We start from the raw sequence: 19,448 nt of genomic DNA, 5'->3' as shown, positions 1-19,448 counted from the left end.
CGCTTCACACTCCGCAAAACGCTGAACACAGCCACGCCCCTCAATCAGGGTGTTGCACTGACCCAATGAGACCGCCCGCGGCTGTGGTCCTCCCTCCGCGGGACATCCTCCCCGCGGAACGGTCAGCGGTGCCCCACCGCGCCCGCCGCCGCCCCCACACCTCTCGCGCCGTGGAACGCTAGAGACACCATGACTTCCACCCCCGCCGAACGCCTCCGCGCGGCCCTCGCGCAGTCCGATGCCTCGGCCCGGCTGCAGGCCGCGCTCGCCGCCGGGACGCGGCCCCACGACAGCTACATCGCCGAGCTCGTGGCCCGGTGCGCGGTCGAGGGCGACTTCTTCGTGCGCGACATGCTGACGTGGGCGCTCACGCGGCACGAGCCGTCGAGAGCCGTCGCGGCGCTGCTCCCCGAGGTGGGTTCCGACCTGCCGCAGGCGCGGAGCCAAGCGCTGCACACGCTGTCGAAGATCGGCGATCCCGCCGCGTTCGCCGTGATCACGCCGGCGGTGCTGCGCGACCGGCATCCCGAGGTGGCGCGGGCGGCGTGGCGGACGGCATCCGGTCTCGTTCCCGACGACGCGCACGAATCGCTCGCCGAAGAGCTCGCCACCCAATTCGGGCGCGGCGATCACGACACCCAGCGCAGCCTCAGCCGGGCTTTCGCGGTGATCGGATACCGTGCCGAGACGGTCGTCGAGCGGGCGGCCGCGTCGCCCTACGACGTCGTCAGCGCGCACGCCCGGGCCACCGCGATCGTGATGGACGACCCCGACACCGAGTTCGCCGAGGCCGTGGTCGAGGCGCGACGGGTCGTGGCACAGCGGGCGCTGCCTGCTCCCGACTGAGTCGACCGCGCGCCCGGGTCAACCCCCACCCTTTTCAGGAACCTCCAGACCGAGGAGGAGTACCTTCTCGGGAGGTCTGCGCGACTCCACGTGCTCAGGTCGGCTCCAACGGTGTCGTCGATCATCACGCGGTCGCGCTCGCACACGACGAGGGGAGGCGACCATCACCAGCACGATGACGGCACCCGTCGCACCCCCGAAGGCAGCCGCTCCCGGACCCCTCGATCACCTCCGCACCCTGCCTTCGCTCACGGGCCTGCGCTGGGCGACGGCCCTGCTGATCTTCGGACACCACCTCATGGCGGTCGAGTACTTCGGGGGCAACGCAGGCGTGGTGTGGGGCGTGCTGTTCGAAGCAGGCAAGACCGGGGTGACGCTGTTCTTCATCCTCTCGGGCTTCGTGCTCGCGTGGGGATACAAACCGCAGCAGACCGCCCGCTCGTTCTGGTGGCATCGCGTCGCGCGCATCTACCCGCTGCACGTGGTCGGTGTCGTGCTCGCGCTGATCGCCGCGGCGACCCTCGTGCCCGAGATACGCACCGACAGCGCGGCCCCCCTCGTCGCCAACGTCTTTCTCGTCAACGGCTGGGTGCCGGACTGGTGGCAGGCGGGCAACCCCGCAAGCTGGTCGCTGGTGTGCGAGGCCTTCTTCTACCTCAGCTTCCCGTTCCTCATCCGCCCCCTCGTGCGGGCGTCGAGCCGGGCGCTGACGATGGTGGTCGTGGCATCCCTGGTGCTCGTCGCGCTCGCCCCGCAGATCGCCGCCTTCGCGCCGGGGTTGCTGTCGTCGGCATCCACCCCGCTCCTGCGCCTGCCCGAGTTCGTCATCGGCATGACCCTGGCCGTGATGATGAAGCGGGGGGAATGGATGCCGCTGCGCCTCCGCATCGCGGTGCCCCTGGCCGTCGCCGGCTACGCACTGTCGGAGGCGCCGATGGTGCCCGGCACCGACATCCACCCAGGGCTCGCCGCGACCGTCGGCTTCTTCGCCCTGCTCGTCGCCTCGCTGGCGAACGCCGACGCGCGCGGCCGGTCGACCTTCCTCGCCCGGCCGCTCTGGCAGGAGCTCGGCCGACTGTCGTTCGCGTTCTACCTCGTGCACCTGCTCGTCATCGCGTCGGTGTCGTCGGGCTGGACCGACGGGCACCCCGAACTCCCCTGGCGACAGGCGGTGCCGCTGGCGCTCGCCGCCTTCGGCATCGCGCTGGCGATCGCGTGGGCGATGCACAAGCTGGTCGAGATCCCCGCCCAGCGGTGGTTGCTGCGGTACGACCGGGACCGTGCGCGGCGTCAGGCGAGTCGGATGGATGCCATGACTCCGGCGCCGCATCGCGACTGAGGCCGTCCGGGACGCGGCGCCCGGCACGGCGAGGCTCGCCGGATGTTCTCGGACTTGCGGACCGCACCTGTCCTCCGTCTTCTCGCGTGGGGCTTCTCGCTTGCCGTCATCGGCACCGCCGCTCACGTCGTGGTGCTTCTGGCAGTGCTGCGCGCGCTCTCGGCGCACACCCGATGGGTCGCGGCGGAAGGCAGTAGCACCGCCCCGCCAGACCGAGGGTGCCCACGGAAGCTGTGTCTTCGAATCGAGACAACCGTTCTGAAATCGAGATAAACGTGCCAATATCGCTACATGAACTTGTCGGAACCGCTCGAGGGGCTCACGTCGAAGGTGGCGGCTGCGGTGCTGCGTGTGCTCAGTCGGACGGATGCGGGACTATCTGGCCGACAGGTGCACAAGGTCGCCGGTGTGGGATCGACGTCGAGCGTGCACAAGGCTCTGACCGACATGGTCGCGGTCGGATTGGTGACGGTCGAGTCGCGGCCTCCGTCGCTCATCTATCGGCCCAACCGCGTGCACGTCCTCTGGAAAGCCGTCGGTGAAGCGCTGCTATCTCGCGACCGCGCTATCGAAGAGATTCGGCTGTTCTTCATCGACGAAGTGCCCGACGAGGTGCCGGAAGACTGGCGTGTCACCGCGACACTCTACGGTTCCACGGCACGTCGGGACTCGACTCCTCAGTCCGACGTCGACGTTCTCGTGGTCTTCCCCGACGGTTTCGACACGGACGAGCGTGCCGATCTCGCGCTGAGGCTCGCCGAGCGGATCGAGGAGCTGACCGGGAATACGGCCCAGGTGAACACGATGGATCGCGGGGGGTTCTTGCGCCGCCAGTCCGACGGAGACGTGTTCCTCGCCAACGTCCAGCGTGAGGGAATTCACCTGTTCGGACCACCGCCGGAGACCTGGAGAACGCGATGACACCGCGGATGAGTTCGCGTCGGCAGAGTATGGATGCCGCCGCGGTCGCCATTCGGATGCAAGACGCAAGAACGCGTCTGGATTCCGCGGAGTTGCAGCTTGGTGGCGACAGTCCTCACGAGTGGAAGCACGCCGCGGAGATCGCGGTCAGCGCGGGAATCGCTGCGAGCGATGCGGTCTGCGGTCGCGTCCTGGGGTACAAAGTCGCCGGCGAATCGCATCGCGATGCGGTCGCCGCCCTCTCTCAGGCGGCGACCATGTCGGTGGCGAAGCACCTTGATGCGTTGATCGCGGCGAAGTCCGTGCAGTCTTACGGAGATCGTCTGCCTGGTCGCGATGACGCCGCGCGACTCGTCCAGCATGCGAGCCGCCTCATCGAGGCAGCTGAGAGGATCATGCAGTCCTAGGACGACACGCCCGGCCCACCTGCTCTTCAGCAACGCTCCGATACGATGCCCCGTGCCCGAAACACAGCTCTTCCCTGACCGCGATGCCGCGCGGTCGGCATCCATCGACCCGGCCGAGCTCGAGGTCGCGCTGCGCGTCATCGACGCCGCTTCTTCGCTCGACCCCGAGGACCCCGCCTACATCGCCCTGCGCCGCCAGACCGGCAAGCTCTATAAGGACGTCAAGCGGCAGTCGCGCAGAGAGAAGCGTCAGCGCATCGCCGACGCCGACCGCGCGGTGGTCGCCGCCACCGCAACGGGGGCCGCCGATCGCATCGACGACGAGACCCGCGGCATCCCCCTGGCCGCGCGTACGTCGATGCCGTTCGCGGGCGAGCTGATCAAGGCGCGCGCCTGCTACATCTGCAAGCAGGACTACACCCTCGTCGACGCGTTCTACCACCAGCTCTGCCCCGACTGCGCGGCGATGAGCCACGAGAAGCGCGACGCCCGCACCGACCTCACCGGTCGACGCGCCCTGCTCACCGGCGGCCGCGCGAAGATCGGCATGTACATCGCGCTGCGGCTGCTGCGCGACGGCGCGCACACCACCATCACCACGCGCTTCCCGCGCGACGCCGTGCGCCGCTTCTCGTCGCTGCCCGACAGCGCCGACTGGCTGCACCGGCTCAAGGTCGTCGGCATCGACCTGCGCGACCCGGCCCAGGTGATCGGTCTCGCCGAGTCCGTGGCATCCGAGGGTCCGCTCGACATCCTCATCAACAACGCCGCGCAGACCGTGCGACGCTCGCCGGGGGCGTACAAACCCCTGGTGGATGCCGAACTGGCACCGCTTCCCGACGGCCCGCTGCCCGAGTTGGTCACCTTCGGTCACACGAACGACGCGCACCCGCTCGCGCTCGCGCAGTCGGTGTCGGCGCACCCCATCCTGGCGTCGGCCGCCCGCACCGCCGAGGAACTCACCGCCGAGGCGATGGCCGCCGGCTCCTCGTCGCTCGAACGTCTGCTGACCGGGACGGCGATCGACGCGGGCGGCCTCATCCCCGACGAGGACCGCATCAACAGCTGGACGCAGCACGTCGACCAGGTCGAGCCCCTCGAGATGCTCGAGGTGCAGCTGGCCAACATGACCGCGCCGTTCCTGCTCGTCAGTCGCCTGCGCCCCTCGATGGCGACATCCACGGCCGACCGGAAGTACATCGTGAACGTCTCGGCGATGGAGGGCGTGTTCGGTCGCGGATACAAGGGTCCCGGCCACCCGCACACGAACATGGCCAAGGCCGCCCTGAACATGCTGACGCGCACGAGCGCGCGCGAGATGTTCGAGGCCGACGGCATCCTCATGACCGCGGTCGACACCGGCTGGATCACCGACGAGCGCCCGCACTTCACCAAGGTGCGCCTCGCCGAGGAGGGCTTCCACGCCCCGCTCGACCTCGTCGACGGCGCCGCCCGCGTGTACGACCCGATCGTGCGCGGCGAGGCCGGCGAAGACCTGTTCGGCATCTTCTTGAAGGACTACCGCAAGAGCTCCTGGTGACCTGCGAGCGGCCGTCTGCGTGACGTGTGCGGGCAGGCCGGCGGTGGGTGTGCGCGCCGGCCGGCAGTGGTGCCCGGGGCCGGTGGGTCGCGCGGCCGACGGTGAGTGTCCAAGACACACGGACGTTTTCGGCGCTGTCCGGGTGTTCTGGACATTCGAGTGGGGTGTGCGGGCCGCGCGCGGCGGCGGCGCGGTCAGGCGGGCAGGAAGTACTCCCGCGCGAGCGGGGCGATCTCGATTCCGGATGCCGTCGCGGCGGTGACCCAGCGGAGCTCGGCGATCTCGGCATCCGGGACCGGCTGCTGCTCGCCGATGTCGACGCGGAACACGTCGGCGACCACCTCGAAGCCGGGCTCGTTCGCCGCGCTCGCGGTGAAGCGTCCGAGCGGCTCGAGGTGCTCGGGCTCGACGCGCAGGCCGACCTCCTCGGCGAGTTCACGCGCGAGGGTCTCGGCCGGCGTCTCGTCGGGCTCGGGTTTGCCGCCGGGCTGCATGAACGCCGTCGTCCCGGCCTTGCGTACGACCAGCAGGCGGCCGTCCGCGTCGGTGATGACCGCAGCCGACACATGGATGCGGCGAGGGGGAGTGGCATCCGAGATCACCTCGGCACGGTAGCACCCGCGACGGCGTCGGAACACGCCGTCGGCACGCGGACGGTTCGGTGTCCCGGGCGCGCTCGCCGGGGACACCAACCACTGGGGGCCTCGACGCCCGCCGAACCGCAGTGACCTCGCTCTCCGTGGTCGGGCTCGCGCATGGCGACCCGAATGGAGGGTGCATTGCGCAATCAGTGGGGCGCATTCGTGTTCATTCATCGCGCGGCATGGGCCTTTTCCGGCATACTCGCGAGAGGAGGTTCGACGGTGATGACGAAAACGATGGCGACGGTGCTGGCGGCATCCGTCCTCTTGGCGCCACTGGCTGCGCACGGCGCAGTGGCAGGGGACTCGGTGGACGGCTCGATCACCATCTCGGTCGAGATCCCCGCCCGCACCGGCGCTCCGACACCCCCTCCGACGGCGTCACCGACCGCGACCCCTTCTCCCACGACGACGCCCACGCCCGCGGCGTCACCGGCCTCCACCGCGAGCCCCACCCCGGCCGCTCCGGGGTCGCAGGCCGGCGCCCTTCCGGCCACGGGCGGCGAGATCTGGCTCTGGGGCGCGGCGCTCGCGCTCCTGTCCCTCGCTGCCGGAATCGCGATCCGTTCCCGTCGCCGTCGCAGCGTCTGAGGCCCGGGGTGTCGCCCCCGCTCATCGCCGGCGGACATCCGTCGGGCTGCGCGGGTGCGGAGGAAGAGTCGGGATGCCATTCACCCCGCACGCGGTGGTGGGGCTCGGCGGAGCGGGGCATCGACCGCGCGACCGTGCTCAGCCGATGAGGATGCGCGCCCGCCCGCCGACGTGGACGGACGCGGCGGCGACGCCGTAGACCGCTGACACGCGATCGGCGGACAGAGCCGTGTGCGGCGGCCCGTCGGCGAGCACGCGGCCGCGATCGAGCAGGACGACGCGGCTGCAGTACGCCGCCGCGAGATCGAGATCATGCAGGGTGAGCACCGCTGTCGCGGCGGTGTCGCGCAGGTGCGCGAGCAGCGCGTGCTGGTGACGCAGATCGAGGTGGTTCGTCGGCTCGTCGAGCAGGAGAACAGCGGCCCGCTGCGCGAAGGCCCGGGCCAGCAGCACGCGTCGACGCTCTCCGCCGGAGAGGGAGTCGAGGGTGCGGTCCAGCAGGGCGGTGAGATCCCACCGGGCGGCGACCTCGGCCACGATGGCGTGATCGTCGCCGTCGTAGCGATGCCAGTCACCGCGGCCCGCGGCCCGCCCGAGAAGCAGCACGTCGCGGGCGCGGTAGGGCAGGTCGGTGTGCTCGTCCTGCGCGACGAAGGCGATGTGCCGCGCGCGCTCGCGTTCGCGCAGACGCGAGATGTCCTGACCGTGCAGGCGCACCTGGCCGACGGCCGGTCGGGCGAGGCCTGCGAGCGCCCGCAGCAGCGAGGTCTTGCCCGCGCCATTGGGCCCGACGACGGCGACGCGCTCGCCGGGGGCGAGGGCGAACGAGACGCCCTCGACCACCCGGCGCCGCCCGTGCGCGACGGCGATGCCGTCGGCCGTGAGGATCGCGGGGCGTGCGTCGCGCGTGAGCGGGCCCTGGTCGGGCGTCGGCCGGGGCGGGACCTCGTGGCCCGCAGCCGACGGGGCCGGAGCGCCGACCCCGCGCCCGGGCTCGAGCGACCCGCCGGCCCTGCGACCCGCTTCCCCCGAGACACCGGCCGCGGGCCGCGGCATCCGATCGTCAGCCATGCGTGCCGGCGACGATCTGCTCCAGCCCCGACACCGCGGCCGGCGACGGGCTCGACGTGTCGGCGCTGACCAGGACGATCCGGCCGGCCTCGACGGCATCCAGTTCTGTGATCCCGGGCTCGGCCAGCAGCTTCTCGCGTGCCTGCTGCTCGGTCTCGCCGTACAGGCCGTAAGTGAGCACGAGCCAGGTCGGTTGGGCTGCGAGCAGGCTCTCGGCCGAGACGGTGAGGTACGCGTCGCTCTGATCGGCGTAGACGTTCGCGAGCCCGGCGGCGGTGAGCACCGCGGCGGGCATTCCGGCTCCGCCGTAGGACGAGATCGGGTCCTCCGACGAGAAGTAGTACACCCAGGCGGCCGAGTCGCCGGTGCTCTTCTGCGAGGCCGCGTCCACGCGGGCGTCGAGCGCGTCGGCGGCGGCGTCGGCCGTGGCCTCGGTCCCGAAGACGGTGCCGAGGCGCCGCAGGTCGTCGGTGATCGTCCCGAGGCCCACCGCCTCGCTCGCGGTCGTGGCATCGTGCCCGCATTCGCCCTGGACGGTCAGGATCGGGATGCCGGCGGACGTCACCTGCGCGGGGTCGGCCGTGAACAGCCCGTAGCCGAAGACGAGGTCGGGGGTGGCGCCGATGATGGCCTCGGTGGTGGGGTCGGCCGGGTCGACGATGAGGTCGTCGGACGGCGGTTCGGTGAGGGTGGCGGGAAGGGCGGCGCCGAACTCCGCGGTGCGCGCGGCGATGGCAGAGCTCGCGCCTGCCGCGTCGAGCAGTTCGACGGCGGCTGTGCCGACGGTGAGAACGCGCTCGGGGCGCGCATCGATCTGCACCGGTTCTCCGCAGTCGGTGACGGTGACCGCATACGTCCCGTCCGCCGACGCCTGCGGCGCCGTGGCGGCGGGGGCGGCGCAGCCGCTGAGGACGAGAGCGGATGCCACGAGGGCGGTGGTGGCGAGGGCCGGGCGAGGCAGCGAGAGCATCGGATTCCTTTCGGGTGGGGTGGTCAGGCGTCGCGGGTGCGGCGCGCGATGAGGAGGAGCAGCAACGGGGTGCCGAGCAGGGCGGTGAGGATGCCGAGCGGGATCTCACGCGGCGCCAGCACCGTGCGGGCGAGGGTGTCGGCGGCGACGAGCAGGATGCCGCCGAGCAGAGCGCTCGTGGGAAGCAGCAGGCGGTGCGTGGCGCCGACGAGCCCGCGGGCCAGGTGCGGCACGACGAGACCGACGAAGCCGATCGATCCGCTGACGGCGACGGCGGCGGCGATGGCCACGGCCGTGACGATCGCGACGTGGCGGCGCAGCCGATCGGGGTCGCTTCCGAGGCTGCGGGCGACGTCGTCGCCGAGCCCGATGGCATCCAATCGTCGCCCCCACATCACGAGCACGCCCAGGGCCGCGACGAGTGCGGCGGCGACGAGGGGAAGGTCGTCCCACGCGGCCTGGCCGAGCGATCCCAGCATCCAGAAGGTGATGGCGCGGATCGCGTCCCGATTGTCGGAGAGCACCACGATGAGGTTGGTGACGGCCGACAGCGCGTAGCCGACGGCGAGGCCGGCCAGCACGAGCCGCCCCGATCCCAGCCGGCGGCGGGGGCCGACGAGCACGAGCACGATGGCCAGCGCGAGCAGGGCGCCGAGGAACGCCCCGCCCGACGTGCCGATCGTGCCGGCGAGGGCTCCGACCCCCAGCGCGATGACCGCGGCCGCCCCGAGGGACGCGCCGGAGGTGATTCCGAGCAGATACGGATCCGCCAGGTCGTTGCGCACCACGGCCTGCAGGGCCGCGCCACTCAGGGCCAGGATCGCTCCGACGCAGAAGCCCAGGAGCGCCCGGGGGGCGCGCAGCTGCCAGACGACGGTGTCGGCCAGGCGGGCGGCCTCCGTCGTCGCGGGCTGGCCGGTCAGCCCCCGTCCGAGGGCGTCGACGACGTCGCCGGGTGCGAGCACGACCTGCCCGACCGCCATACCGAGCACGACCACCAGCGGCACCGCAGCCACGAGCAGCGCGATCGTCACCGCGGCGCGCGCGGTGCGGCGGGGCGTTCGCGGCGCCGACTTGACGTCGTCGGCGGAAGCTTCTACGGTCATGCCGTAATGATAACCATTCTCAAGAAGGTGCGCTGACATGGTGCACCTCCGCCTCCTCCGACTGTGGCGCGGCCACCGCAGCGCTCTCGTGCTGCTCGTCGCGATCGGCGTCGCGATCTCGCTCACCTGGGCCACTCAGGCGCTGCTGTTGTCGCAGCTGTTCGCGGCTCTGCTGCGCGGGTCCGCGCTCGTCGACGCGGCGCTTCTGCCGGTGCTGGGGGCGCTCGCGGCCGTGCTGCTCGTGCGCCCGGCGCTGGCACTCGTGCGAGCGGCAGTGGCGCACCGGGCGATGGATGCCGTCAAACGCGACCTGAGGGCCCGCTCCTTCGCCGCGCTCATCGAGCGCTCCGCGACCCGGCCCGGCCACGGCCGCAGCGGCGGCGACCAGGCCACCGTGGTGGACGGAGTCGAGAACCTCGACGCGTACCTGTCGTCCTACGTCCCTCAGCTCGCGGTGACGGGGATCGTCTTCGCCGGCGTCGGCACCGCGCTGGTGCTCGTCGACCCCCTCATCGGCGTCGTCGCCGTGGTGGCCGCGGCTGTTCTGCCGCTGGCGCCCCGGCTCTGGGATCGCGTGCTCGCGAAGCGCGGCGGCGACCACTGGGAGGCGTATCAGGAGCTGCACGCGGAGTTCGTCGACTCGATGCACGGCATGACCACGCTCGTCGCCTTCGGGCAGGAGCGGCGACGCGAGCGCGAGCTCGCCGCGGCGTCCGACACCCTGCTGCGGCGGACGCTGCGTCAGCTGAGCGTCTCGCTCATCGAATCGGGCCTGTCGCAGTTCGCCCTGCTCGCGGTGCCGGCTCTCGTGCTGGTGCTCGTCGCGGTGCGCGGCGGAGATCTGGGTGCCTTCGCGGTGTTCGCGGCGGTGCTGCTGTCGATCGAGCTCGTCCGGCCGCTGCGGGAACTCTCGGCGGCCTGGCACGCGGGCTACCTCGGCACCTTCTCGGGCCCGCCCGTGCTCGACCTCGTCGCAGCCGACCGCGGACGGCGCGATGCGCCCGCGGTCGACCGCGCCGCGGTGGCGCTGCCGCTGGTCGCAGAGGGGCTTCGGGCACGGCATCCGGGGGCGAAGACGGATGCCGTGACCGAGGCGACCTTCCGGATCGACGCCGGGCTGACCGCCATCGTCGGCCCCACCGGGGCGGGCAAGTCCTCGATCGCGGCCGTCCTCGCGGGCGTGCTGCCGGCCGAGGCGGGGGAGATCACCTTCGGCGGCGAGCGGATTCTCGGTCGCGTGTCGGGCGTCGGCGACTCCGGTGCGCCGGGGAGCCCGGCGCGGGATGCCCGCATGGACGCGGCCGCCGCTGCCGAGCAGTTGCGCGCGCGGGTCGCCCTCGTCGCGCAGGACCCGGCCTTGTTCACCGGCGATGTCCGGTCGGAGATCCTGCTCGGGGTCGGGGTCGGGGCCGGGGCTTCGCGCGCGGTCGACGTGTCGGCGATCGCCGCCCGTGCGGGTATCGGCACCGGTGAGACGGCGCTCGACCTCGACACCGCGCTCGGCGACGGCGGCGGAGTGCTCTCGGGCGGGCAGCGTCAGCGCGTGGCCATCGCGCGCGGCGACGCGCAGCAGCGCAGGGTGCTCGTGCTCGACGAGGCGACCTCGGCCCTCGACCCGGCCTCCGAGGCGCGTCTGGTCTCGGCGCTGCGGGCGGCACACCCCGACGACGCGATCGTCGCTGTGACGCACCGCCTCGCGGTCGCCGAGGCCGCCGACCGGGTGATCGTCGTGGTGGACGGCCGCGTGGTCGAGACCGACCACCCGCGCGTGCTGCGGGCGCGCGGCGGGGCGTACGCGCGGCTGCTCGCCGCGGAGGGCGACCCGACCGCCGAGGCCGAAGCCGTCGTCCCCGCTGCGCACGGAGCCCCCGCGTGAGCGCGCTCCGCCCCCTCGGGATGCTGCTGCCGCACCTGCGGCGTCGCCGCGGACTCTTCCTCGGCGTCGTCGCCGTCGTGATCGTCGGCATGCTCGCGGCGGTCGCCGTGTCGGTGCTGTCGGTGTCGGCCGCGTCGTCGCTCGTGACCGCCGGAGACCCCGCGCGCGCCGCAGCCATCGCCCTCGTGGCCGCGGTGGTCGCGAGCGTCGTGGTCGCCGGTCTCGCGGCCTGGAGCGAGCAGTGGTTCGCGCACGTGTTGGCCTACCGCGTGATCGATGCGCTGCGCCTCGACGTGCACCGCACGATCGCCCGGCTGGCCCCGGTCGGCCTCGCCCGCCGCCGCACCGGCGACACGGTGGCGGCGGCGATGGGCGACGTCGAGGCTCTCGAGTGGTTCGCCGCCCACACCGTCGCCCAGGTGACGGCCGGGGTGCTCGCGTGCGCGGTGATCGACACGACCGCCGCCGTGCTGTTCGGGCCGGTGTGGCTGCTGCTCGTTCCCGCGCAGGTCGCACTGGTGCTGATTCCGCTGTCGTTCGTCCGTCGCGCCGGTCGGCAGGGCGAGGAGCTGCGCGCGGCGCTGGCGCGGGTGTCGGCGCGGGTGCTCGCGGCCCGCTCCGCCGCCCGGGACGTCGTCCTGCTCGGTCGGGTCGACGCCGAAGCCCGCGCGGTGGCCGACGAGACGGGGGCGGTGCAGCGCGCACGCCGCGGCCTGGCGCTTCGCGCGGGCGTCGAGCAGGCGTGCACCGACGCGATGACCGTTGCCGTGCTGCTGACGACCCTGCTGCTGGTCGGCTCCGCCGTCGCCGGGGGAGCGGATGCCGCGATCGCCCCGACCCTGGTGGTCCTCGCCGCGGCGTCCCTCGGCCCCGCGGCCATCGCCGCGGGCGCGCTCGCCCGCGTGGGCGAGACGGCCCAGGCGGCTCGGCGCGTCGACACCGTGCTGCGGGCTCCGGACGTGCGGCCGGTCGACCCGGTCATGCGCGAGGGTGCTCACGACCCGGGGCCCGTCGACCCGTCTCCGCACGACGGCGACCCGACCCCTCTCGGGGCCGGCGCCGACCCCCGCGCCGGGGCCCGGCATCCGGGATCGATCGACGCCCGCGCCCTCACCGCCGCCTATCCCGGCGTCGGATCCGCGGCCCTCGTCGACGCCGACGTGCGCGTCGCGCCCGGCGAGCACATCGCCGTGGTCGGTCCCAGCGGCGCCGGCAAGACCACCCTCGCCCTCGTCCTGACTCGGCTGCTCGCCAGCCGCGGCACCCTGCGCATCGACGACGTCGACACCGCCGCCGAGGCCGGAGCCGACACCCGCAGTCGGGTCGTGCTCGTGCCGCAGCAGCCGCACGTGTTCCGTGCGAGCGTGCGCGACAATCTGCTGGCCCCGGATGCCGACGACCCGACCCTCTGGGACGCCCTCGAGCGTGCGCGCCTCGCCGCGCACGTGCGTCGCCTGCCCGACGGGCTCGACACTCTGCTCGCCGAGCGCGGAGCCACCTGGTCGGGCGGCGAACGCCAGCGGCTGGGGCTCGCCCGCGCGCTGCTGCGCGAGCCGTCTGTGCTCGTGCTCGACGAGCCCACCGCGAGCCTCGATACCGCGACCGAGGCCGAGTTCCTCGCCGCGCTCTCTCTCGCGCGCGCCGGTCGGACGACCATCGCGATCACCCACCGCCCGACCCTCATGCGGGCGATGGACCGCGTGCTGTTCGTCGACGGCGGGCGCGTGGCCGACACCGGACCGCACGACGAGCTGCGCGCGCGGTCGCCGCGCTATCGCGCTGTCGTCGACGGCGCCTCCCAGAGCCCATCCGCCCATTCCGACCCCGAGAGGAGGTGACACACATGTCGCAGATCACGATCGTCGCAGTCGAGGAGCAGCGCGCCGCCGAGTCGGTGCTCGCTCCGAACTCGAACCACCACGGCCACGTGGCCACGTCGTTCGCCTGGGCCTGAGCGCCCGCGCGCGGGTCCGGCTCCGGCCGGGCCCGCGCGTCTCTTCCGGCCTCCGGATGCCGTTACCTCGCCGCACCGCGGCCCCCTGAGCGTGTCGAAGGGTCCAAGACCCACCCGCCGGGGTCGAACGCGGGCGCCTCGACGGGCTCAGCGACCGCTCCGTTCCGCAGCGCGGGTCCGGAGTCGCAGCTGAGGTCCGTGAGCCGCAACGCAGGTTCTTCTGAATTGCAACGAAGGTCCCCGAGCCCGTCGAAGGGCCCGGACCCCCCAGTACCCCCACCCGAGGAGACCGCCCATGCCCCCCATTCCGCTCGTCACCGACGCCCGCCCCGCGCGCACCGGCGTCGAGGTGCGCCCTCTCGACGAGCGACGGAGCCTCGTCACCGTCGCCGAGCAGCACCACATCGTCGACGTGCCCGCCGCGGTCGTGCAGGTGCTGCTCTGGGCGTGGCACGAGGGCCGCGACGACCTCATCGGGGCCGAGTTCGCGGCCGCCGCCGAGGGACTCCGACCCCTGCTCGCCGCCGCCGGCCCCGCGGTCGCGCCCGTGGCATCCGTGCCCTCGTCGCGCCCCGCCGCCGGCCCGGCCGTCCGCGCCGTGCTGGCGGGCGACGACGACGTCGTGGCCGCCGCCCGCGCGCGCCTGCGCGGCGACGACGACGTGCAGTCCGCCCCGGTCGCGGCTCCCCGCACCGTCGCGACCGCGGCTTTCTCGACCTCCCGCCTGCTGGTCGTCGCCCTGCGCGGGGGCCGTGAGCGCGAGTTCGTCGACCTCGACCGCATCTGCCACGACCTGCGCGTGCCCTGGCTCGCCGTCGAGCTGTCGCGCGGGCGGCTGTGGGTCGGCCCGCTGGTCACGCCCGGGGTCGGAGCGTCGTACGAAGACGCGGCGGCGCGCCGCACGGCATCCGCCCGCAACGCCGAAGTGCACCGCGCGCTTCGGACTCCGGCCGTGGGCGGCGACCAGGGACCGGATGCCGCCGACCTCCCCGCCCTGCTCGATGCGATGTGGGAGCTGGCCGCGACCGCCGCCGACGCCGTGGCGCGGGGCGGGCTCGACGCGGCCCCCGGCGACGTGGTGCACGAGCTGTGGCTCGACGACGGCGTCGTGCGCCGCGCCGCGCACCCCGTGCTGCCGCTGCCGCACCGGCGAACGCGCCATCGCGCGCACGACGTCGACGATCTCGTCGACGAGCGCACCGGGGTGATCACGCGCATCCGCGACGTGCGCCATCATGAGCGCGTCCCCGCCGGCCTGGTCACGCGACAGGCCGACGTCGCCGACATCCGCGCGGTGACCTCGTGGGCCAACAACGTGCTGTGCCAGGGCTCGGCGTTCGACGATGCCGCCTCGGCGCACGCCGCCGCCGTGGGCGAGTCGGTGGAGCGCTACTGCGGCAACATCCTCGACACCCTGCCGGTGCGGCACGGGTCGTTCGCCCAGCTGCGCCGCTCGGGGGTTCCCGCCCTGGATCCGCGTCGGCTCGTGCTCTACAGCGAGCGGCAGTACGCGGCCCCCGGCTTCCCCTTCGTCCCTCTCGACTCGGACCTGCCCGTGCACTGGGTGCCGGGGCGTTCCGCGCTGACGGGCGGCGAGGTGTGGGTGCCGGCATCGATGGTCTACGTCAACTGGTACTCGGCCGACGTGGCCGCCGCGCCCCCGACCAACTTCTGCGCCTTCGCCGGCATCGCGGCCGGCCCGAGCGAGGACTTCGCGGTCACCAGCGCGATCGAAGAGGTCGTCGAGCGCCACGCGACCATGGTGTGGTGGCTGAACGCCCAGCCGCTGCCGCGCGTCGAGGGGGTGCCCGCTCCTCCGCTCGTCGCGGGCATGCGTGCATCCTTCGTGCACCTCGACAACGAGTTCGGCGTCCCGGTGGCGGCCGCCGTGCTGCACGACGACGATGCGCGCCTGGTGAACGTGGGCTTCTCGGCGCGTCGCGACTTCGGCTCCGCGGCATCCAAGGCCCTGACCGAGGCGTACACGCTGCAGGAGGGCTCGCGCGACCTGCTGCACGCCGACGGGCTGCACTGGCGCGTGATGACCGAGGGTGAACTCAACGGCCGGGCCTTCAAGCCGTGGCGGGCCGATCGTCGCTATCTCGACGACTTCCGCCCCGACATGCACGACTGCGACGACCTGATGGTGCAGCAGCAGGTGTACCTCGACCCCCGCGCCGGTGATCGCATGCGCCCCCTGCTCGAGCCGACGGCGACCCGTCCGCTCGACGCACTTCCGCGGCTGGCCGAGCGCTCGCGCGCCACGATGGTCGCCGCGCTCGAACGGGCCGACGTCGAGCCGATCGTCGTCGACATCACCACCCCCGACGTCGCCGCCGCGGGGTTGAGCGTCGTCCGCGTGATCGCGCCGGGCACGATCGGCAACGCCCCCGCGGCGTTCCCGTTCCTCGGGCACGGGCGGGTGCAGCGCGTCGCCGTCGACCTCGGCTGGCGCGCGGAGGCGCTCGACGAGTCGCAGATCAACCTCTTCCCCCTGCCGCATGCGTGAGCTCGTCGCCCGCCCCGTGCGGTTGCGGCATCCGGCTCCCTTCCCATCGGCGTTCCAGCATCTGCAGGTCGCCCTGCCCGCGGCGGCGGGCGTCGACGCGCACGCGGTGGTCGTCGACCTCGCCGAGGGGATCGACGATGAGCTCGTCGACGCCGCGGTGCGCCGGCACTGGTGGTCCGCCGATCACGGCCAGCTCGTCCCGCGTCGGGCGACGGCGCGGGAGCTCGTCGCCGAGGGCGGCCCGGTGCTGCGGGTCCGAGCGCTCGGCTGGGTCGACCCCGCGGAGCGCGCCCTCCCCGGCTTCCCCCTCGCCGACGATGATGACGACGCCCCGCGCCTCTGGGTGCGCGCTCGGCGCGACGACGCATCGGGAGCGGCCGAGGGATGGATGCCGTACACCCTCGCCATCGCCCGCCCCGCCGATGCGCGTCCCGACGAACCGCTCGCGCATCCCCCGCTCCTGGGTGGCTTCGGCGCCGGAGTCGACCCGGTCGCGGCGTCCGACGCGGCCTGGCGCTCGATCGTGATCGACGACGCGCTGTGGTGCTGGTGGACGGGCCTCGCGCGCGCGGCATCCGTCGACCCGTCGCCCGAGGTGCGGCGACTGTGGGCCGACGCCGACCTCGGTCTGACCCTGCGCCGCCTCGACCGCGGCGTTCTGGCCCCGGTCACGCTCGCCGTCGTCGACGACGGTGTCGCGCTGACGATCGGGGGCGGTGTCGGTCTGGATGCCGCGGCCCAGCGTGCCGCGATCGCCCAGGCGCTCTGGCAGCTCGTGATCGCCCGCGCGCTCGACGATCCGGCGGTGTCGCTGTCGGCGCCCGGGGTCGTGGGGCATCGTCCCGACCGGCGCTACGCCCCCGAGGGGGTCGTCGATCGCCGCCGCCTCCTCGACCCGCTCGCCCACGTGCAGCTGAGCCTCGACCCGGGGGTGCGAGCCGACGTGCGGCGGCGTCTCGACGCGGTCGACGACGATGCGCCCACCGTGGCGGCGGAGCCCGTCGAGACGTGGACGGTCGCCCTCGCCCCCGACGCCGGTGTCGTGCGGATGTTCTCGCCCGCGGCGGTCCCCGTTCCCTGGGGCGCCTTCCGGCTCGACCCCGCACTGGTCGCCCGGGCCGCGGCGCGTACCGGTCGCGCGCCGACCCCCGCCGCCGAGCGGCAGACTCCCTACCCCGGGTGGTGAGCTCCGCCGCATCCCACAGGACGTCACCGACGCGCCGGATGCCGAGGAGATCGGCTCCGCCGCACCCTTCGCCACGGGCGTCCAGGTCGCGCTGAAGGCCGCGGCGCTCGCCGTGGTGGTGCTCGCCGTGGTGATGCTCACCGCCGTACTCGCCGTCCGCGCCCGGCGCCCGCGCGCCGGAGCCGCCGCGGGTCGGTGGCGCCCCTCACGAGCTCGCTCCTTCGCCGTCGAGGTTCCGCGGGGGCCGCCCAGGTGCCGAGGAATAGACTGGATGCCATCCACTCCGCCTTTCCGGGACACTCCGTGACCACTTCCTCCCCTGCGCGTGCCTTCGACATTCGCCACCTTCAGCTTTCGCGCGCCGCTTTCGCCGCGCTCGCCGCCGTCATGGTGACGTTCTCCTCGGATCACTCCGCCGCCCTCGGCCTCGGCGTCTTCAGCGGTTTCGCGCTCGCCACCGGGCTGGTCTTCGGCCTCTCGGCGTGGCTGGTGTTCCCGCGCGGGGAGCGCATGATCCCGGTCCTGCTGGCATCCGTCTCGATCCTCGCCGGGATGGTGTCCAGCGTCGCCGGGTGGCGCACGACGGGCGTGTTCTTCGGCGTCGTCATCGCCTGGGCTTTCGTCTCGGGCCTCATCGAACTGCTGGGCGCGCTGCGCGACCGCAAGGCCGGCCGCACCGCCCATACGCGAGACGGCGTGCTCATCGGCATCCTGGGTCTCGTGCTGGCGGTCGTGCTGCTGCTCACACCGATGCAGTACGCGCTCGACTACGACATCACCGGGGCGGGCTCGTTCACGCTGACCGGCATCACCATCGCCGTGGGACTCTTCGGCGGCTACGCGGCGGTCATCGCCGTGTTCCTCGCGATCGCCGGCTTCTCGCCGCGTCGCCCCGAGCCCGTCGCGGCCGTATCCCCTGAGGAGGCCGCGTCATGACCGACAAGCCCACCACGCGCAAAGACCTGATGAAGCCCGTCCAGCTGCTCGGTCTGGCTTTCGTCGCCGCCCTGTTCGCCGGTTTCGTCACGCTCATGTCGATGGGGTTCTTCCAGTCGCGCCCCGCCGACCAGATCCAGAACGCTCTCATCGTCGCGCTCGTCGCCGCCGGTGCCACGTTCATCGTCGTCCTGGTGAGCGTCGCGCTCATGCTGCTCGCCGTCGACCCGGCCAAGGTCACCGCGACCGTCGATCGTCCGCTGCTCCTGCCGACGGACGCTCCGGATGCCGCGACGCCCGGCGCCTCCACGACCGACCCCGCTGCAGGGCCTGCGGCCGCCGCGGCGTCGGAGCAGCCCGTGCGGCCGTCTGCCGAGACGCCCGACGACGACGCGGCCACCCCGAAGGCCTGACGCGCGCTGCCCGGTTGCGCCTGCCCTCCTGCGGTGACGGGCGGAGGGCGTGGGGTGTACGGAGGACTACGCGGGGGGAATCGATCCTCCGGTCGCCGCATCTCCTCCGCTCCCCACCGGTTCTCACGGCACGCGTGCCCGCGCGCGGCCCCGTGCTGCGCCTGGTTGCGCTCGCCCTTCGCTGCGGTCCGCCGCCGGCCACGCGCGCGCGTTGCGCGCTGCGCCTGCATCCGCCCGTGCGCGGTTCAGCCGCGGCGCGGCGCGGCGCGGTGGCGAGTGGAGGGCATCGGGTGAGCGGAGGAGTCTGCGAGCGGAGCTGATCCTCCCGTCGCCGTATCTCCTCCGCACCGCCCCGGACCGCACCGGCCCGGTACCGGACGGCCACCGCCCTACGCTGCATCCACCTGTGCGCGGTTTTCAGCCGCGGCGCGGTGGCGAGTGGAGGCTGTGCGCGGTTTTCAGCCACGGTGCGGTGGCGAGTGGAGGGCATCGGGTGAGCGGAGGAGTCTGCGGGCGGAGCTGATCCTCCCGTCGCCGTATCTCCTCCGCTCCGCACCGGACCGCACCGCACCGCACCGGCCCGGTTCCGCACCGCACCGGACCGCCCGGCCGCGGTTTTCGGCTGCGGCGCGGCGCGGTGACGAGTGGAGGGTATCGGGTGAGCGGAGGAGTCTGCGGGCGGGGCTGATCCTCCCGTCGCCGTATCTCCTCCGCTCCGCACCGGACCGCACCGCACCGCACCGGCCCGGTTCCGCACCGCACCGGACCGCACCGGCCCGGTTCCGCACCGCACCGGACCGCCCGGCCGCGGTTTTCGGCTGCGGCGCGGCACGGTGACGAGTGGAGGGCATCGCGTGAGTGGAGGAGTCTGCGAGCGGAGCTGATCCTCTCGTCGCCGTATCTCCTCCGCTCCGCACCGGACCGCACCGGACCGGACCGGCACCGCCCCGGCCCGGCCTCGCACCGGACCGCCACCGCCCTACGCCTCATCCACCCGTGCGCGGTTTCCAGCCGCGGCGCGGCGGTGACGAGTGGAGGGCATCGGGTGAGCGGAGGAGTCTGCGAGAGGGCGGTCTCATTGGGTCAGTGCAACACCCTGATTGAGGGGCGTGGCTGTGTTCAGCGTTTTGCGGAGTGTGAAG

At 73.3% G+C, this 19,448-nt stretch carries 16 protein-coding genes; 12 read left to right on the top strand and 4 right to left on the bottom strand.

The genetic code is table 11. The features are described from left to right. The first annotated feature begins 189 nt into the window (after window positions 1-189). The 5 genes from MT347_RS17855 (at window position 190) to MT347_RS17835 (ending at window position 5,053) form a co-directional block, all read left to right on the top strand. Window positions 190-846, top strand: a complete 657-nt coding sequence (locus MT347_RS17855; protein ID WP_243502692.1) for a HEAT repeat domain-containing protein — start codon at window positions 190-192, stop codon at window positions 844-846. A gap of 175 nt (window positions 847-1,021) precedes the next feature. Next, window positions 1,022-2,185 (top strand): acyltransferase, encoded by a 1,164-nt coding sequence (locus MT347_RS17850; RefSeq protein ID WP_243502691.1) that lies wholly within the window; start codon window positions 1,022-1,024, stop codon window positions 2,183-2,185. A gap of 291 nt (window positions 2,186-2,476) precedes the next feature. After that, complete coding sequence (locus tag MT347_RS17845; RefSeq protein WP_243502690.1) at window positions 2,477-3,106, top strand: nucleotidyltransferase family protein; 630 nt, start codon at window positions 2,477-2,479, stop codon at window positions 3,104-3,106. A gap of 29 nt (window positions 3,107-3,135) precedes the next feature. Beyond that, window positions 3,136-3,513: a hypothetical protein gene (locus MT347_RS17840; protein WP_243502689.1), complete on the top strand. Its 378-nt coding sequence runs from the start codon at window positions 3,136-3,138 to the stop codon at window positions 3,511-3,513. Between the two features lie 52 nt (window positions 3,514-3,565). Next, window positions 3,566-5,053, top strand: a complete 1,488-nt coding sequence (locus MT347_RS17835) for an SDR family oxidoreductase (RefSeq protein WP_243502688.1) — start codon at window positions 3,566-3,568, stop codon at window positions 5,051-5,053. A gap of 194 nt (window positions 5,054-5,247) precedes the next feature. Here the strand turns inward: MT347_RS17835 and MT347_RS17830 are convergent, their stop codons facing one another. Next, window positions 5,248-5,655 carry an NUDIX domain-containing protein gene (locus tag MT347_RS17830; protein WP_243502687.1) on the bottom strand — a complete coding sequence of 136 codons (408 nt, stop codon included), beginning with the start codon at window positions 5,653-5,655 and terminating at the stop codon, window positions 5,248-5,250. A 264-nt stretch (window positions 5,656-5,919) separates the two neighbouring features. Between MT347_RS17830 and MT347_RS17825 the strand changes: the two genes are divergently transcribed. Then, window positions 5,920-6,285 (top strand): LPXTG cell wall anchor domain-containing protein, encoded by a 366-nt coding sequence (locus tag MT347_RS17825; RefSeq protein WP_243502686.1) that lies wholly within the window; start codon window positions 5,920-5,922, stop codon window positions 6,283-6,285. Between the two features lie 138 nt (window positions 6,286-6,423). On the opposite strand, the gene MT347_RS17820 is transcribed toward MT347_RS17825, so the two are convergent. From MT347_RS17820 to MT347_RS17810, 3 genes are read right to left on the bottom strand one after another with little or no spacing between them, the layout of a single operon-like run. Beyond that, window positions 6,424-7,356, bottom strand: coding sequence for an ABC transporter ATP-binding protein (locus MT347_RS17820; RefSeq protein WP_243502685.1), 933 nt, complete (start codon window positions 7,354-7,356; stop codon window positions 6,424-6,426). Next, the gene (locus MT347_RS17815; protein WP_243502684.1) at window positions 7,349-8,326 is read right to left on the bottom strand and encodes an ABC transporter substrate-binding protein; all 978 of its coding nucleotides are present in this window, start codon (window positions 8,324-8,326) and stop codon (window positions 7,349-7,351) included. The genes MT347_RS17820 and MT347_RS17815 overlap by 8 nt, the downstream gene beginning before the upstream one ends. Window positions 8,327-8,349: 23 nt before the next feature. Next, window positions 8,350-9,432 (bottom strand): iron ABC transporter permease, encoded by a 1,083-nt coding sequence (locus MT347_RS17810; RefSeq protein WP_243502683.1) that lies wholly within the window; start codon window positions 9,430-9,432, stop codon window positions 8,350-8,352. Window positions 9,433-9,469: 37 nt separating this feature from the next. On the opposite strand from MT347_RS17810, the gene MT347_RS17805 reads away from it, so the two are divergent. From MT347_RS17805 to MT347_RS17780, 6 genes are all read left to right on the top strand, one after another. Continuing rightward, window positions 9,470-11,308: an ATP-binding cassette domain-containing protein gene (locus tag MT347_RS17805; protein WP_243502682.1), complete on the top strand. Its 1,839-nt coding sequence runs from the start codon at window positions 9,470-9,472 to the stop codon at window positions 11,306-11,308. Further along, a complete protein-coding gene (locus tag MT347_RS17800) occupies window positions 11,305-13,146 on the top strand; it encodes an amino acid ABC transporter ATP-binding/permease protein (RefSeq protein WP_243502681.1) in 1,842 nt (613 codons plus the stop codon). Before MT347_RS17805 ends, MT347_RS17800 begins: the two co-directional genes overlap by 4 nt. 411 nt (window positions 13,147-13,557) lie before the next feature. Beyond that, on the top strand, window positions 13,558-15,771 hold the full coding sequence (locus MT347_RS17795) for a TOMM precursor leader peptide-binding protein (protein WP_243502680.1): 2,214 nt from the start codon (window positions 13,558-13,560) through the stop codon (window positions 15,769-15,771). Next, entirely contained in the window at window positions 15,764-16,957 is a 1,194-nt protein-coding gene (locus MT347_RS17790; RefSeq protein WP_243502679.1) for a hypothetical protein, read from the top strand. Before MT347_RS17795 ends, MT347_RS17790 begins: the two co-directional genes overlap by 8 nt. Window positions 16,958-17,260: 303 nt before the next feature. After that, window positions 17,261-17,893, top strand: coding sequence for an acyl-CoA synthetase (locus tag MT347_RS17785; protein ID WP_243502678.1), 633 nt, complete (start codon window positions 17,261-17,263; stop codon window positions 17,891-17,893). Beyond that, a complete protein-coding gene (locus MT347_RS17780) occupies window positions 17,890-18,306 on the top strand; it encodes an amino acid transporter (protein WP_243502677.1) in 417 nt (138 codons plus the stop codon). The genes MT347_RS17785 and MT347_RS17780 overlap by 4 nt, the downstream gene beginning before the upstream one ends. The last annotated feature ends 1,142 nt before the right edge of the window (window positions 18,307-19,448 follow it).

Source organism: Microbacterium sp. VKM Ac-2923, from assembly GCF_022815605.1.
Lineage (GTDB): Bacteria > Actinomycetota > Actinomycetes > Actinomycetales > Microbacteriaceae > Microbacterium.
The sequence above is the reverse complement of the archived record's forward strand: the minus strand, read 5'-3'. Positions and strand labels throughout refer to the sequence as shown.